Source organism: Algicella marina (assembly GCF_009931615.1).
Classification (GTDB): Bacteria; Pseudomonadota; Alphaproteobacteria; order Rhodobacterales; family Rhodobacteraceae; genus Algicella; species Algicella marina.
The window spans coordinates 975,873-989,951 of sequence record NZ_CP046620.1 but is presented as its reverse complement, the minus strand read 5'-3'; the positions used below and the strand labels follow the sequence as shown (position 1 = coordinate 989,951).

The 14,079-nt window shown below is 60.1% G+C and carries 14 protein-coding genes; 10 read left to right on the top strand and 4 right to left on the bottom strand.

What is annotated here, in order from left to right; all coding sequences use genetic code 11:
* Nucleotides 1-97: 97 nt before the first annotated feature.
* Nucleotides 98-526, bottom strand: coding sequence for a cell division protein ZapA (gene zapA / locus GO499_RS04910; RefSeq protein ID WP_161861145.1), 429 nt, complete (start codon nucleotides 524-526; stop codon nucleotides 98-100).
* Nucleotides 527-529: 3 nt separating this feature from the next.
* The gene (locus GO499_RS04905; protein ID WP_161861144.1) at nucleotides 530-787 is read right to left on the bottom strand and encodes a hypothetical protein; all 258 of its coding nucleotides are present in this window, start codon (nucleotides 785-787) and stop codon (nucleotides 530-532) included.
* A gap of 227 nt (nucleotides 788-1,014) precedes the next feature.
* Here GO499_RS04905 and tkt point away from each other — a divergent pair, with 227 nt between their 5' ends.
* From tkt to GO499_RS04855, 10 genes are all read left to right on the top strand, one after another.
* On the top strand, nucleotides 1,015-3,033 hold the full coding sequence (gene tkt, locus GO499_RS04900; RefSeq protein WP_161861143.1) for a transketolase: 2,019 nt from the start codon (nucleotides 1,015-1,017) through the stop codon (nucleotides 3,031-3,033).
* A gap of 12 nt (nucleotides 3,034-3,045) precedes the next feature.
* Nucleotides 3,046-3,189, top strand: a complete 144-nt coding sequence (locus tag GO499_RS04895) for a hypothetical protein (RefSeq protein ID WP_161861142.1) — start codon at nucleotides 3,046-3,048, stop codon at nucleotides 3,187-3,189.
* A 12-nt stretch (nucleotides 3,190-3,201) separates the two neighbouring features.
* Nucleotides 3,202-4,392 carry a phosphoglycerate kinase gene (locus GO499_RS04890; protein WP_161861141.1) on the top strand — a complete coding sequence of 397 codons (1,191 nt, stop codon included), beginning with the start codon at nucleotides 3,202-3,204 and terminating at the stop codon, nucleotides 4,390-4,392.
* Between the two features lie 82 nt (nucleotides 4,393-4,474).
* The gene (locus GO499_RS04885) at nucleotides 4,475-5,404 is read left to right on the top strand and encodes a class I fructose-bisphosphate aldolase (RefSeq protein WP_161861140.1); all 930 of its coding nucleotides are present in this window, start codon (nucleotides 4,475-4,477) and stop codon (nucleotides 5,402-5,404) included.
* Between the two features lie 2 nt (nucleotides 5,405-5,406).
* Nucleotides 5,407-6,123: a GNAT family N-acetyltransferase gene (locus GO499_RS04880; RefSeq protein WP_348520802.1), complete on the top strand. Its 717-nt coding sequence runs from the start codon at nucleotides 5,407-5,409 to the stop codon at nucleotides 6,121-6,123.
* A 237-nt stretch (nucleotides 6,124-6,360) separates the two neighbouring features.
* A complete protein-coding gene (locus GO499_RS19835) occupies nucleotides 6,361-6,687 on the top strand; it encodes an FtsB family cell division protein (protein WP_431309884.1) in 327 nt (108 codons plus the stop codon).
* A 128-nt stretch (nucleotides 6,688-6,815) separates the two neighbouring features.
* Nucleotides 6,816-7,832, top strand: a complete 1,017-nt coding sequence (gene pdhA / locus GO499_RS04870) for a pyruvate dehydrogenase (acetyl-transferring) E1 component subunit alpha (RefSeq protein ID WP_161861139.1) — start codon at nucleotides 6,816-6,818, stop codon at nucleotides 7,830-7,832.
* A 12-nt stretch (nucleotides 7,833-7,844) separates the two neighbouring features.
* Entirely contained in the window at nucleotides 7,845-9,215 is a 1,371-nt protein-coding gene (locus GO499_RS04865) for a pyruvate dehydrogenase complex E1 component subunit beta (RefSeq protein WP_161861138.1), read from the top strand.
* A gap of 12 nt (nucleotides 9,216-9,227) precedes the next feature.
* Entirely contained in the window at nucleotides 9,228-10,541 is a 1,314-nt protein-coding gene (locus tag GO499_RS04860; protein ID WP_161861137.1) for a pyruvate dehydrogenase complex dihydrolipoamide acetyltransferase, read from the top strand.
* A gap of 110 nt (nucleotides 10,542-10,651) precedes the next feature.
* Entirely contained in the window at nucleotides 10,652-11,560 is a 909-nt protein-coding gene (locus tag GO499_RS04855) for a cation diffusion facilitator family transporter (RefSeq protein WP_161861136.1), read from the top strand.
* A 40-nt stretch (nucleotides 11,561-11,600) separates the two neighbouring features.
* On the opposite strand, the gene GO499_RS04850 is transcribed toward GO499_RS04855, so the two are convergent.
* Together GO499_RS04850 and cysE are read right to left on the bottom strand one after the other, a co-directional pair.
* Nucleotides 11,601-13,061 (bottom strand): DUF2125 domain-containing protein, encoded by a 1,461-nt coding sequence (locus GO499_RS04850; protein ID WP_161861135.1) that lies wholly within the window; start codon nucleotides 13,059-13,061, stop codon nucleotides 11,601-11,603.
* An 82-nt stretch (nucleotides 13,062-13,143) separates the two neighbouring features.
* Entirely contained in the window at nucleotides 13,144-13,962 is an 819-nt protein-coding gene (cysE, locus tag GO499_RS04845; RefSeq protein WP_161861134.1) for a serine O-acetyltransferase, read from the bottom strand.
* Nucleotides 13,963-14,079 lie beyond the last annotated feature (117 nt).

Genomic DNA, 14,079 nt, shown 5'->3' with positions numbered 1-14,079 from the left:
TCGGCATGGAACGAAATCATGCCTGCCAGTGTCTGGCGGCAGCCTTAAGATTTGCTGAAGATTGGACGATGGCTGGGCAAGAGCCGCGAGGCTTGTCTCAGCCCTGCCCTTCAAGCGCGTCAGCGAGGCTTTCGAGGTGAGTGGCGACCTGCTCGAGCATGTCCTTTGCCGCCTCCGATTCCCGCTGCGCCACGGTCAGCGCCTCGTCGTCCTTGTCTTCGGAGGAATGCAGGGCGCTGGTGGCCATCCTGGCGGCCTTTTCCTCGACGGAGCGGACCTGCGCCTGCAATTGGCGAATTCGTTCTTCGGCGCCAGACACCGCGGTATCCGCCTCCAGCAATTTGTCGGCGAGCATCAATCCGGCCAACAGCAGCATGCGCGCCTCGGGCACACGACCGTTGTGGGCCTGCAGGGTTTCCGCCTCCGCAGCCAACAGGGCCGCAGCCTTCTGCAACTGCTCTTCCTCGCCGGGTTGGCAGACGACCGGGAAATTGCGACCGCCTATTTCCAGTGTGACCTCGGGCATGGCTCAGACCTCCTCTACCAGTGGCTTGAGCTGCTCGATGAGTGAGTCGAGTTCGGCCAGATCCTTCTTGCGCAGGTCGGCCTGGCTCGAAAGCTCTGTGCGCAGGCGGGTGATCTCGGCTTCGAGTGGTGCCGTATCGGCGGCGGATTGCCCATCCTCACCGGCAGGTTGCGCCGCCCGATCCGCCAAGGCTTCGCAGGCCGCGGATACGCGATTCAGCGCTGCTTCAAGACGGGTCTGCAAACTGTTCAAATCATTCATCTCTGAGCCTTCTTATCAACGCGCTTTGGGGGAGTCGACTCTTCCCCAAGGGAACTTGGTACGCAAGTCTGCCGAGTTTAGACGAGAGATGCGGGCGTGCCGACCACTTTTTTTGGCGGAGATCGCTTGACCCCGACCGGGGGTTGCGTATCAGTGCCATGCAAAGGGAAAATGCGCGAAAATCGCTGAAAAAACGTCTCTCGCGTCTGCAAAACGAAAGAAATGCCGTGAACATCTCCGATCTCAGAACCGCCCATCCCGACCACTGGCAGAAAGCCGCTGCGCTTCGCGTATTGGCGATGGATGCCGTTCAGGCCGCCAATTCCGGCCACCCCGGCATGCCCATGGGGATGGCGGATGTGGCGACGGTACTGTTCGAAAAGCATCTGAAGTTCGATGCCTCGGCACCGGACTGGGCAGACAGGGACCGCTTCATCCTTTCCGCCGGGCATGGGTCCATGCTGCTCTACGGGCTTCTGTATCTGACCGGCTACCCGGAGATGACGATCGACGAGATACGGAACTTCCGTCAGCTGGGCTCCAAGACGGCCGGACATCCGGAATACGGCCATGCGCCGGGAATTGAAACGACGACCGGCCCGTTGGGCCAAGGGCTGGCCACGGCCGTGGGTTTCGCCATGGCGGAGCAGAGCATGGCGGCACGGTTCGGCCGCAAGGTGGTCGATCACCACACCTACGTGATTGCCGGAGACGGCTGCTTGATGGAAGGCATCAGCCAAGAAGCCATCGGACTGGCCGGAAAGCAGAAATTGGGCAAGCTGATCGTGATGTGGGATGACAACGGCATCTCGATTGACGGCGAGGTTTCGTTGTCGGACATCACGGATCAATTGAAACGTTTCCGCGCTTCGGGGTGGTCCGTCTTTGCCTGTGACGGCCATGATCCTCAGGCCATCGACGAGGCGATCACGGCAGCGAAGAAGACCAACTCTCCCAGCCTTATCGCCTGCAAGACACATATCGGCTATGGCGCGCCGAGCAAGCAGGACACGAACAAGGCGCACGGCTCGCCCCTCGGTGATGAGGAAATCGCCAAGGTGCGCGAAGCCTACGGCTGGAGCCATCCGCCATTCGAAATTCCGGCAGATATAAAGAGCGCTTGGGAAGAGATCGGCAAGCGCGGCACCGCGACACGGGCCGATTGGGAAGCGGCGAAGGCGGCACTGTCACCACGCCGGGCGGACCTGTTCGACCGGGTAATCAAGGGTGAGTTGCCGTCGAAGCTGTCGAGTGCGGTGCGAAAATTCAAGCGCGAGATGGTGGAGAAGCTGCCGAAGGTCGCGACTCGCAAATCCTCTGAAATGGCGCTGGAAGTGTTGAACAGCGTGCTGCCGGAAACCATCGGCGGCTCGGCGGACCTTACCGGCTCCAACAACACGCTGACGGCGGATCTGGGCACGTTCGATGCGAAGAACCGACGCGGCCGATACGTTTACTATGGCATTCGCGAGCATGGTATGTCGGCGGCGATGAATGGCATGGCCCTGCACGGCGGCGTGCTGCCCTACGGCGGAACGTTCCTCGTGTTCACCGACTACGCGCGCGGAGCCATTCGGCTTTCGGCATTGATGGGCACGAGGGTCGTCTACGTGATGACGCATGATTCCATCGGTCTGGGCGAGGACGGACCGACGCACCAGCCGGTGGAGCACCTGGCGGCACTGCGGGCGATCCCAAACCTCAATGTTTTCCGCCCGGCGGACACGATCGAAACAATGGAAGCGTGGGAAATCGCGGCGAAAAGTCCGACGACGCCATCAGTGATCGCCCTTTCGCGGCAGGGATTGCCAGCGGTGCGGACGACGAACTCCAACCAGAACCTGGTAGAGCGTGGCGGCTACATCCTGGCCGAGGCCGAGGGCGACCGCAAGGCAGTGCTGATCGCCAGCGGCTCCGAGATCGCCATTGCGATGGACGCCCGCGCGGCGTTGCAGGAGAAGGGTATCGGCACGCGCGTCGTCTCCCTGCCCTGCTGGGAGCTGTTCGCAGCGCAGGACGAGAATTACCGCCGCAAGGTGCTGCCACGCGGTGCGGTGCGTGTGGGTATCGAGGCCGCTGTGAACTTTGGCTGGGAGCGCTGGCTGATTGGTGAGCGGGGCCGGGCCGAAAAGGCTGCGTTCGTTGGCATGGACGGGTTTGGTGCCTCCGGTCCCATCGACGACGTTTATGCGCATTTCGGCATCACGGCGGAGAACGTCGCGGCCAAGGTCGAGGCACTGCTGTAGGAGCGCCGCCTAGTGAAAATCTGGCAGGCCGTTCTGGTGGTCGCCCTTGTCGTCGGCTTCTTTGCGGCCGACGAATACTATTTTCATCTCGATGCACTGGCCTGGACAGGCAAGCAACTGTTGCGCATGACCGATTGGCTCGCCTTCTGGCGATAAGGGGGGAACGATATGGCCTGGAAAACGCTCGATGACATGGACCTAGACGGCAAGGTGGTGCTCACCCGCGTGGACATCAACGTGCCGGTCGAGAACGGCGAGGTGACGGATGCGACGCGGATCGAGCGGATCGCACCGACCATCCGCTCCATCCTCGCGGCCGGGGGCAAGCCGGTGCTGCTGGCGCATTTCGGCCGACCCAAGGGCAGGTTCGTTCCGGAGATGAGCCTTGAAATCACACGGGAGACCCTGGCGCATGTCTTGCATGCGGAGGTGACGTTCGCCGACGATTGCGTGGGAGATGTGGCCGAGGCTGCGGTGGAGGCGATGGAGCCAGGGCAGGTGTTGCTGCTGGAAAACACCCGTTTTCATGCCGGTGAGGAAGCCAACGATCCGGCATTCGCCAAGGCGCTGGCGAAGCTGGGCGATGTCTACTGCAACGATGCCTTCAGCGCCGCGCACCGCGCCCATGCCTCGACCGAGGCACTGGCAAGGCTGTTGCCTGCCTGTGCCGGACGGTTGATGGAGGCGGAACTGAGTGCGCTGGAGAAGGCCCTGGCGAATCCGGATCATCCTGTGGTGGCTGTCGTCGGCGGCGCTAAAGTATCGACGAAGCTGGACCTTCTGGGCAATCTGATCCCGAAGGTGGACAGTATCGTCATCGGCGGCGGTATGGCCAACACGTTCCTTGCGGCGCAGGGAGTCGACGTCGGCAAATCGCTGTGCGAGCACGATCTGGCCGAGACCGCACGCAAGATCATGACCGAAGCCGAAGCCAAGGGCTGCACTCTGGTGCTGCCGGTTGACGTGGTGGTGGCGAAGGAATTCGCCGCCGGCGCGGAAAACGAGACGGTGGCGGCAGATGCCTGCCCGCCGGATGCGATGATCCTGGATGCCGGTCCCAAAAGCGTAGAGAAGGTGGCGGAGGTGTTCGCCGCGGCGAAGACGCTCGTCTGGAACGGACCGCTGGGCGCGTTCGAGATTCCGCCCTTCAACAAGGCCACTGACGCGGCTGCGCTGAAGGCAGCGGATCTGACGAAAGCGGGCGAGCTGCTGTCCGTCGCCGGGGGCGGCGACACGGTGGCGGCGCTGAATGCCAGCGGTGCCGCGGATGATTTTTCGTACGTCTCGACGGCCGGCGGCGCGTTTCTCGAATGGCTCGAGGGCAAGACCCTGCCGGGGGTGGCGGCGCTGGAGGGCTGACACCCCCTCCCCTACTTTTGCCATGTTGACCGGCCAGTGAGGCACAGTCTATCCAGCGTATACTTGCAAATTGGGGAGAACCATGAAGGCAACGCGTATCGTTCAGAACATTCTGAAAAACTATGAAGGTGAGACGCCGGGCGTCAAAGCCAACCTGAACCGCATCCTGATGACAGGAAAGCTCGGCGGAACGGGCAAGATGATCATCCTGCCGGTGGACCAAGGTTTCGAGCATGGCCCTGCTCGCAGCTTTGCGCCCAACCCGGCGGCCTATGATCCGCATTATCACTACCAGCTGGCGATCGACGCCGGTCTGAACGCTTATGCGGCGCCGCTGGGCATGATCGAGGCCGGGGCGGACACGTTCGCCGGCCAGATCCCGACAATCCTGAAGGTCAATTCTGCCAATTCTCTGATCCCGTCCGAGAGCCCGAAGACACAGGCGATCACCGGCTCCGTGGACGATGCGCTGCGGCTGGGTTGTTCGGCCATTGGCTTCACCGTTTATCCCGGCTCTTCCATGGCGCTGGACATGTTCTCGGACATTTCCGCCATGCGCGAGGAAGCGGCCCGCAAGGGTATCGCCACTGTCATCTGGTCCTACCCGCGCGGCGAAGCGCTGGACAAGGACGGCGAGACGGCGGCGGATATCGGCGCATATGCGGCGCAGATCGCGGCGCTGTTGGGTGCGCATATCATCAAGGTTAAGCTGTCTACCGACCACCTTTCGCTGAAAGAGGCCAAGAAGGTCTATGAGGACGAGAAGATTGACATCTCCACACAGGCGGCACGGGTGGCCGACGTGATGAAGTCGAGCTTCAACGGCCGGCGGATCGTTGTGTTTTCCGGCGGTTCGAAGAAGGGCATCGACGGGGTTTTCGACGACGCCCGCGCGATCCGGGACGGCGGCGGCAACGGCTCCATCATCGGGCGAAACACGTTCCAGCGTGAGCGCGGTGAAGCGCTGGAGATGCTGGCGAAGCTGGTCGAGATCTATAGAGGGAAGGCCTGATCTTGGAAACCAATGCCCTTGGCCAGCCGATCGGAACTGAAGTTCCCGGCTGGGAAGGCGCAGCGGCGCCAGAGGGCACGGAACTGGCGGGCGCACATGTGGTGTTGCGCCCGCTGACCCAGCATGACGCGCCAGACCTCTTCGAGGCCTACGGCGCGGACAAAGACGGGGCGGACGCAACCTACCTGCCATATGGGCCTTATGAGAACGTTGCGGCCCTGTCGCGGCAGATCACCGATTTTTCTGTGGGGCCCGATCTGTTCTACTGTATCCGCGATGCGCGGACCGACCAGGCCCTTGGCCAAGCGAGCTATCTGCGGATCAATCCGGAAGCCGGCTCAATCGAGGTGGGCAACATCCAGTACGGGAGAGCCCTGCAGCGAACGCGCGGGGCGACGGAGGCAATGGTGCTGATGATGGCCCATGCTTTCGATGACCTTGGTTACCGTCGGTACGAGTGGAAATGCAACGCGCTGAACGCTCCCTCCTGCCGGGCTGCGGAGCGGCTTGGATTTACCTATGAGGGTACGCATCGGCAGGCGCTGGTAGTGAAGGGCCGAAACCGCGATACCGCGTGGTATTCTATCCTCGACTGCGAGTGGCCAGCGCTGAAAGCCGCTTTTGCCAGTTGGCTGGACGACAACAATTTCGACGCCGAGGGGCGCCAGAAACGCCCTCTCTCCCATTTCCGGGAGGAAAAGGGCGTCATCTCCGCATAGTCGCGGCGACGAGCGAGATCTTCCTCCTATCCGAATCATTGAATGCAGATTTGCCGGCAGCGTGGATCGTGGCCATTTCAGCCAACCTGCATGTTGTGTGCTTCCTCTACCAAGCCACAAGACGGCAGAACGGGGATGAGTCTTTCCGGTCACAATTCCGGGGTGTGGAGTGAAATGAAGCCTTTCCCGATTCACACGGCGAATCGCCTTCGTTAGTTTGGTTCTGCACCGCCAAGAGTGCGCGACTTCAAAACAGGCAAGATGCAGGCTCAGAGCAACAGTTCCGGAATCCTGATGATCGGTTTCTCCGCTTTCGTGGTGGCGATGGTGTGCTACTTCACCTACGCGGCGATTCAGGGGAATTTCGGGATGTTCCGCCAGATGCAGGTGGAAGCTCAGGAAGAACTGCTGTTGCGCGAGTTGGCTGGCCTGCAGGCGGAGAAGGCACTGATTGCCAACAAGACCCGGCGACTTTCCATAGAGTATCTGGACCTTGACCTGTTGGACGAGCAGGCGCGCAAGGTTCTGGGCCTGGCACGTGGCGACGAGATCATAATCCGCTGATCCCCCTTTCTGCACCGTGAGACCGACCTTTCTTCGCAACCGCGAAGAAAAAGGGGGGATGGTTTTTACCTCATCGTCCGTTATAATAATAGTGGTTTAACGTTAAACTACCCTTGGGAGGCACCACCATGGCCACATCCACGCGGCGCAAGACGCCTGCGAAATCGAAACCCGCCGCAAAGCCAAACGCATCGAAGGACGAGTTACTTCACTACTATCGTGAAATGCTGATGATCCGCCGGTTCGAGGAAAAGGCGGGCCAGCTTTACGGGATGGGGCTCATCGGGGGGTTCTGCCACCTCTACATCGGGCAGGAAGCGGTGGTTGTCGGCTTGGAAGCCGCCGCCAAGGAAGGCGATCAGAGAGTTACCTCATATCGCGACCACGGCCACATGCTGGCCTGCGGCATGGACCCCAAGGGCGTGATGGCCGAACTGACGGGCCGCGAGGGTGGCTACAGCCGCGGCAAGGGCGGCTCCATGCACATGTTCTCCAAGGAGAAGGATTTCTACGGTGGCCACGGCATCGTTGGCGCACAGGTGCCTATCGGCGCCGGGCTGGCCTTTGCCAACTGGTATCGCGGCAACGACAACGTCAGCTTCGCCTATTACGGTGATGGTTCCGCCAACCAGGGGCAGGTCTATGAGACGTACAACATGGCGACGCTCTGGAAACTGCCGGTGATCTTCGTGATCGAGAACAACAAATACGCCATGGGCACCAGCACCAAACGGTCCACCACCACGCCCGACCTCTACGTTCGGGCCGAGGCGTTTGGCATACCCGGCGAAAAGGTGGACGGTATGGATGTGCTGGCGGTGAAAGCCGCGGCGGAAAAAGCGGTGGCGCACTGTCGTTCCGGCAAGGGGCCTTACGTACTGGAAATGGACACCTACCGCTACCGCGGCCACTCCATGTCCGATCCGGCGAAATACCGCACGCGGGAAGAAGTGCAGAAGATGCGCGACGAGAAGGACCCGATCAACATGGTCCGCGATATCCTGCTGACGGGTAGCCACGCATCCGAGGACGATCTGAAAGAGATCGACAAGGAGATCAAGGCGATCATCAACGAAGCCGCGAATTTCGCGCAGGAAAGCCCGGAGCCGGACCTGTCCGAGCTCTACACGGACATTCTGGCGTAAGGGGGAAAGACCATGGCAACGCAAGTACTGATGCCGGCGCTTTCGCCGACGATGGAAGAGGGCACGCTGGCCAAGTGGCTGGTGAAGGAAGGTGACACGATCGAGAGCGGGATGATCCTCGCCGAAATCGAGACCGACAAGGCAACGATGGAGTTCGAGGCGGTCGACGAAGGTGTGATGGGCAAGATCCTGATCGCCGAGGGCACAGAAGGCGTCAAGGTGAATGAGCCGATTGCCGTACTGCTGGAAGAGGGTGAAGACGCGAGTGCGGCAGAAAATGCCGATGCCGCCCCTGCCCCGGCGGCCGACGACGAAACCCCGAAAGAGGAGACCAAGGCGCCGGCGGCGCAGCCTGTCGAGGTGAAGGTACCCAAAGAAGCCGATCTGCCGGAAGGCACGACTTTCAAGACGCAGACGGTGCGCGAGGCCTTGCGCGATGCGATGGCCGAGGAGATGCGCCGGAACGAAAACGTGTTCCTCATGGGTGAGGAAGTGGCGGAGTATCAGGGCGCCTACAAGATCAGCCAGGGATTGCTGGACGAGTTCGGCGCAAAGCGCGTGATCGACACACCGATTACCGAGCACGGCTTTACCGGGCTGGCTGTCGGCGCGGCCTTCGCCGGCCTCAATCCTATTGTCGAATTCATGACTTTCAACTTTGCGATGCAGGCGATCGACCAGATCATCAACTCCGCCGCCAAGACCCTGTACATGTCCGGCGGTCAGATGGGCTGCCCCATCGTCTTTCGCGGGGCCAACGGTGCAGCGGCACGGGTCGGCGCACAGCATAGCCAGGACTACGCGGCGTGGTACGGCTCCATTCCCGGATTAAAGGTGGTGCAGCCCTATTCGGCTGCAGATGCCAAAGGATTGTTGAAATCGGCGATCCGTGACCCGAACCCGGTGGTGTTTCTGGAAAACGAGATCCTCTATGGCCGGTCTTTCGATGTGCCGGAGATCGAGGATTACACCGTGCCCATCGGCAAGGCCAAGATCTGGCGCGAAGGCACGGATGTGACGATCGTAAGTTTCGGAATCGGCATGCAGTACGCGCTGGCCGCCGCCGACGCCGTGGCCGAGATGGGTATTTCGGCGGAGGTGATCGACCTTCGCTCGATCCGTCCATTGGATACCGAGACTGTCATCGAATCCGTCAAGAAGACCAATCGTTGCGTGACGGTAGAGGAAGGTTTCCCAGTCTGCTCCATCGGGTCTTACATCTCGTCAATATTGATGCAGCAGGCGTTCGACTATCTCGATGCGCCGGTGATTACGCTGGCAGGCAAGGATGTACCGATGCCATATGCCGCCAACCTCGAAAAACTGGCGCTGGTGACGAATGATGAAGTCATCGACGCCATCAAGGCCGTGACCTACAAGTAAGGGGAAGAAGAGATGACCATCAATCTGTTGATGCCCGCCCTATCCCCGACAATGGAGGAAGGCACGCTGGCCAAGTGGCTCGTCAAGGAAGGCGACGAAATCGCCTCCGGCGACGTTATTGCCGAAATCGAAACCGACAAGGCGACGATGGAGTTCGAGGCGGTGGACGAAGGCCGAATGGGCAAGATCGTCGTCGCAGAGGGCACCGAAGGCGTGAAAGTGAACGACCTGATCGCTGTGTTGCTCGAGGAAGGTGAGGATGCTTCTGCCGCCGAGGGCGCGTCGACTGGCGGTGACGATCCTGCGCCTGCGGCGAAAGAGGACAAATCCGAGCCCGAAAACGTGCCGGTCTCCGACAAGACCCCCGCTACATCTCCTGCGCAAGCTGCACCGGAGGCGAGCGACGGCTCGCGCATCTTCGCCTCTCCGCTGGCGCGGCGAATTGCGAAGGACAAGGGCCTCGATCTGGCGTCGGTCAAGGGCTCGGGCCCGAAGGGTCGCATCGTGAAGGCCGATGTTGAAAAGGCCGAAGCCAAGCCCGCCGACAGCGCCCCGGCCAAGGCCGATGCACCGAAGGCTGCCGTTGCCCCCGCCGGGATGAGTGCCGATGCGGTGGCGAAGATGTACGCCGATCGGGACTTCGAGGAGGTGCCGCTGGACGGAATGCGCAAAACAATTGCGGCGCGGCTCTCCGAGGCCAAGCAGACGATTCCCCATTTCTACCTGCGTCGCGACATCATTCTCGACGAGTTGATGGCGTTCCGTGGCCAGCTCAACAAATCGCTGGAAAGTCGCGGAGTGAAACTCTCGGTCAACGATTTCATTATCAAAGCCTGTGCCCTGGCCCTGCAGGACGTGCCGGATTGCAATGCCGTCTGGGCCGGTGACCGGGTGCTGAAACTGAAACCTTCGGACGTCGCGGTTGCCGTAGCCATCGAGGGCGGATTGTTCACGCCCGTCCTGCGGGATGCGGATACAAAGACGCTTTCGTCTCTCTCGAAGGAAATGAAGGACCTGGCAGGGCGGGCGCGCGACCGCAAGCTTGCTCCGCACGAATATCAGGGCGGCACGTTTGCCATTTCCAATCTCGGAATGATGGGCGTGGAAAACTTCGACGCGGTCATCAACCCGCCCCACGCCTCCATCCTCGCGGTAGGTGCCGGGGTGAAAAAACCTGTTGTCGGTGTGGATGGAGAATTGAAAGTGGCGACAGTGATGTCCGTCACGCTCTCCGTCGATCACCGAGTGATCGACGGAGCTTTAGGAGCGGAGTTCCTTGCGGCAATCAAGGGTTACCTCGAAGATCCGATGAACATGCTAGCCTGATTGGCGGGCATAAAAAAAAGGGCCGCGCCGGAAACCCCGGCGCGGCCCTTTTGCTTTGATCTTCGGTTTGCGGGCCCTACCCTTAGCCGCGAGCAGCCAAGAGAACCTTGATGGGCCACGGCCACCACCATGTAGACCCAGACGCCGGAGATCGCCGCGTTGCCATCGCTGTGCTGGTCAACCTCGGGCTGACCGCCGCGCAAGTTATCGGTGGAGTGCTGGCAGGTTCCCTCGCGCTAATCGCCGATGCTCTGCACAATTTCTCAGATGCAATTTCGCTGATTATCGCCTTTGCCGCACGCAAAATCGCCCGCCGACCGGCAAACGAAGAGATGACCTTCGGATACGGCCGGGCGGAAATTGTTGCGGCGCTGATCAATTACACGACGCTGATCGTCATTGGCCTATACCTCGCCTTTGAGGCTGTCATGCGTTTCACGGACCCACAGCCCGTGGAAGGCTGGCTGATTGTCATTATCGCCGGAATAGCGTTGATCGTTGATGCCGTGACCGCTGCGTTGACCTTCGCCATGTCAAAAGACAGCGCCAACATCCGAGCTGCCTTCCTGCACAATGTCGCCGACGCTCTCGGCTCCATTGCCGTGATCCTTGCGGGAACACTTGTACTGCTATTCGGCTGGAATATCGTCGATCCGCTGGTGACACTGATGATCTCCGGCTACATCCTTTGGCAGGCATTGTCGGAAATTGGCGGCGTCATCCGCATTCTCATGCTTGCCTCTCCGCCGGAAGTGGATGTGCGCGAAATCGTTTCGGCAATGACGGCTGTGGATGGAGTGGACAGCGTACACCATGTGCACGTCTGGCAGATGCAGGAGCATACTGCCGCCGTCGAGGCGCATATTGTGATCACACCGGAAAAATGGGAGGCCTCTTCCACGATCAAGGCTGACATCAAGACGCGGCTGGCTGACGCGTTCGGCATATCCCACACAACGCTGGAACTGGAGTGCGCGCCCGACGCCTGCGATGATGCACAGTTGATCGGGCACAGCTGAGACAAATTCGCAAGCCGGTGGTGGCTTGCGGAGTAGTGACCTATTGGAGCGGAATGCCGTTGGCGAGAATGCCACCCTCTTCCGTCATCTCGACGCGAGAGGTGAAGGTGTCGGGCTCCGATCCGGGCTTGGCGAACATGCCCAGCATCATCTGCACCGGCATGGCCTGTTCCGGTGCCAGCAGGCCCATTTCGGTCAGCGAGCCGACAAGTCCGTTGACCCCCCTGATCGACAGGTCGATGCCGCCCACTGGCATGGGTACCGGGCCAGCGTTGTTCATCACCGCCGAACCTTGTCCGGTGATTTCGGCACCGGCAATGCTGACGCGCAGATTGCGCAACTGGACATCCTCGAACTCCCACGGCATCTGCCCTGCCGTCATTGCATCTTCATCCATCAGAGAGTGAAGCGCGCTGGCCTTGCTGGTAACATCCAGTTCGATAGTTGCAGGCTCCCGCGGCAAAGACTGGCCCGGGTCAAACATACCCCAGAGCGACTCATCCACCTCGACATCAGCCATTGCCAGAGACACTGCCATCTCACCCGGCTCGCCCGTTGGCACCAAGGGCATCGCCATGCTGGATTCCAACCGCGCCATAGTCGCCTTCACCGGAAACGGAATTGCACCTCCGTCAACCTGCAGCGCGACATCATCGCCATAGGTCGAGTATGCGATCTGTCCCTTTCCGAAAGAAAAGCTGAGTGCAGTCTCGCCGGTTTTGCCGCTGATGGAGAACGGCCCCTGAGGTGTGTTGCTGTCGACCGAAAAATCGGAGCTGGCCGCAACCAGTTCCATGGTTCGCATTTCGTCGGTCCTGAGGAAGGCTTCCGGGTCGCTCGAATTGGAAATTCCAAACTCGCCCTTTGCTGTCATGTCTGCGTAGGTGCCGGACATGTCCATTTCGGCCTCCGGATCGTCGATTTTTACGGAGTACCCCATCGCACCGATAGTGTAGTCGAACTTCTGGATGTCTTCCTCCAAGGAGTAGCTGGCAGTACCAACCAGATCCGTAACATCCACCGAAAGATCCATCGACGGCACATCGTCACCACCTTCCAGACTGTCGAGTGTAACGGTAAGTGACGTGAACTCGGACAGACCTTCCAGAAAATCACCGGCTCGGCGCACAAGGTAACGGCCGTCGGATGCGATGGTGAAGGCCATTTCAACTGTCTCGTCGTCAACGGATGAAGTTGAGACGATCTGGACCTCAGGCGGGAATGTTACAACAACTTCGTAGCCCTCATCACTTGTCGGAGCGACCCGCATCTCGCCGACGCTGAAACTGGTGGTTAGACCGTTCTTGTCTTCAATCGTGGACCCGAAATCGCGCAGTACCTCCGCCTCACCGTCAGTTTCCTGCTCGCCAAGCTCAAAATTCATGCCCTGAGCTTCGTAGAGTGCCTTGAGCTCTTCCACGAATTCAGCCGGCGTAAGGGCCAGCGCCGGCGCTGCAGTAAGAAAGACTGCGCTGCTCGCGCCAATGAGAAGGGACTTCATGATGCACCTGTCCAGAATTTAAAAAGATGCATACATCGTTTCCGACGCGAGCGTCGGGATCAACCCTCAATCATGCGCATTTTCAGATTGTCTCGACGTGACCCTTGAGCAGTTGGTCCATCGATTTCGCGGGTTCCGAACATCCGGCCTCACCGACAATGCGTGCAGGCACACCGGCTACCGTCTTGCAGGGCGGCACCTCTTGTAGCACGACGGAGCCGGACGCGATACGCGAGCAGTTACCGACCTTGATATTGCCAAGGACAGCCGCTCCCGCACCGATCAGAACACCATCGCCGATCTTGGGATGCCGGTCGTCATCTTCCTTGCCAGTTCCACCCAGTGTCACCGAATGCAGCATCGACACGTTGTTGCCGACCACAGCCGTCTCGCCGATAACAATTGAATGGGCGTGGTCAATCATTACGCCGTAACCGATGCGGGCGCCGGGATGGATGTCCACACCGAAAATCTCAGAGGTTCGCATCTGCACGAAGTATGCCAGATCCTTGCGACCTTCCTTCCAGAGAAAATGCGACAGACGGAAGGCCTGCACAGCCTGGTAGCCCTTGAAGAACAGCAAGGGCTGGATCAAGCGGTGGCACGCCGGGTCACGTTCGAACACTGCCAGCATGTCGGCGCGTGCGGCTTCCACGAGGTCCGGCTGCTTCGCATAGGCGGCATCGAGTATTTCACGCAGGATAAGTTCCGGCATGTCTTCGGAGGAAAGCTTTTGTGCCAGACGGAAGCTCAGCACGCTTTCCAGAGACTTGTGATAGAGGATACCCGAATGGACCATAGCGGCCATCAAGGGCTCGTTCCGGGTCACTTCTTCTGCTTCAGCGCGTATCGTGGACCAGAGCGGATCCACGGACTTCAGGCTTGGTTTGCTGAGCACCATGTGGATGCCTCCATATCGGAACTTTACCGTGTCGTTTCTGACATCGTACCAATCCGGAAGGAAATCAAGCCTGCTGAGGAGAATGGATGGATCAATCCGAGGTGAATAGACACAGAC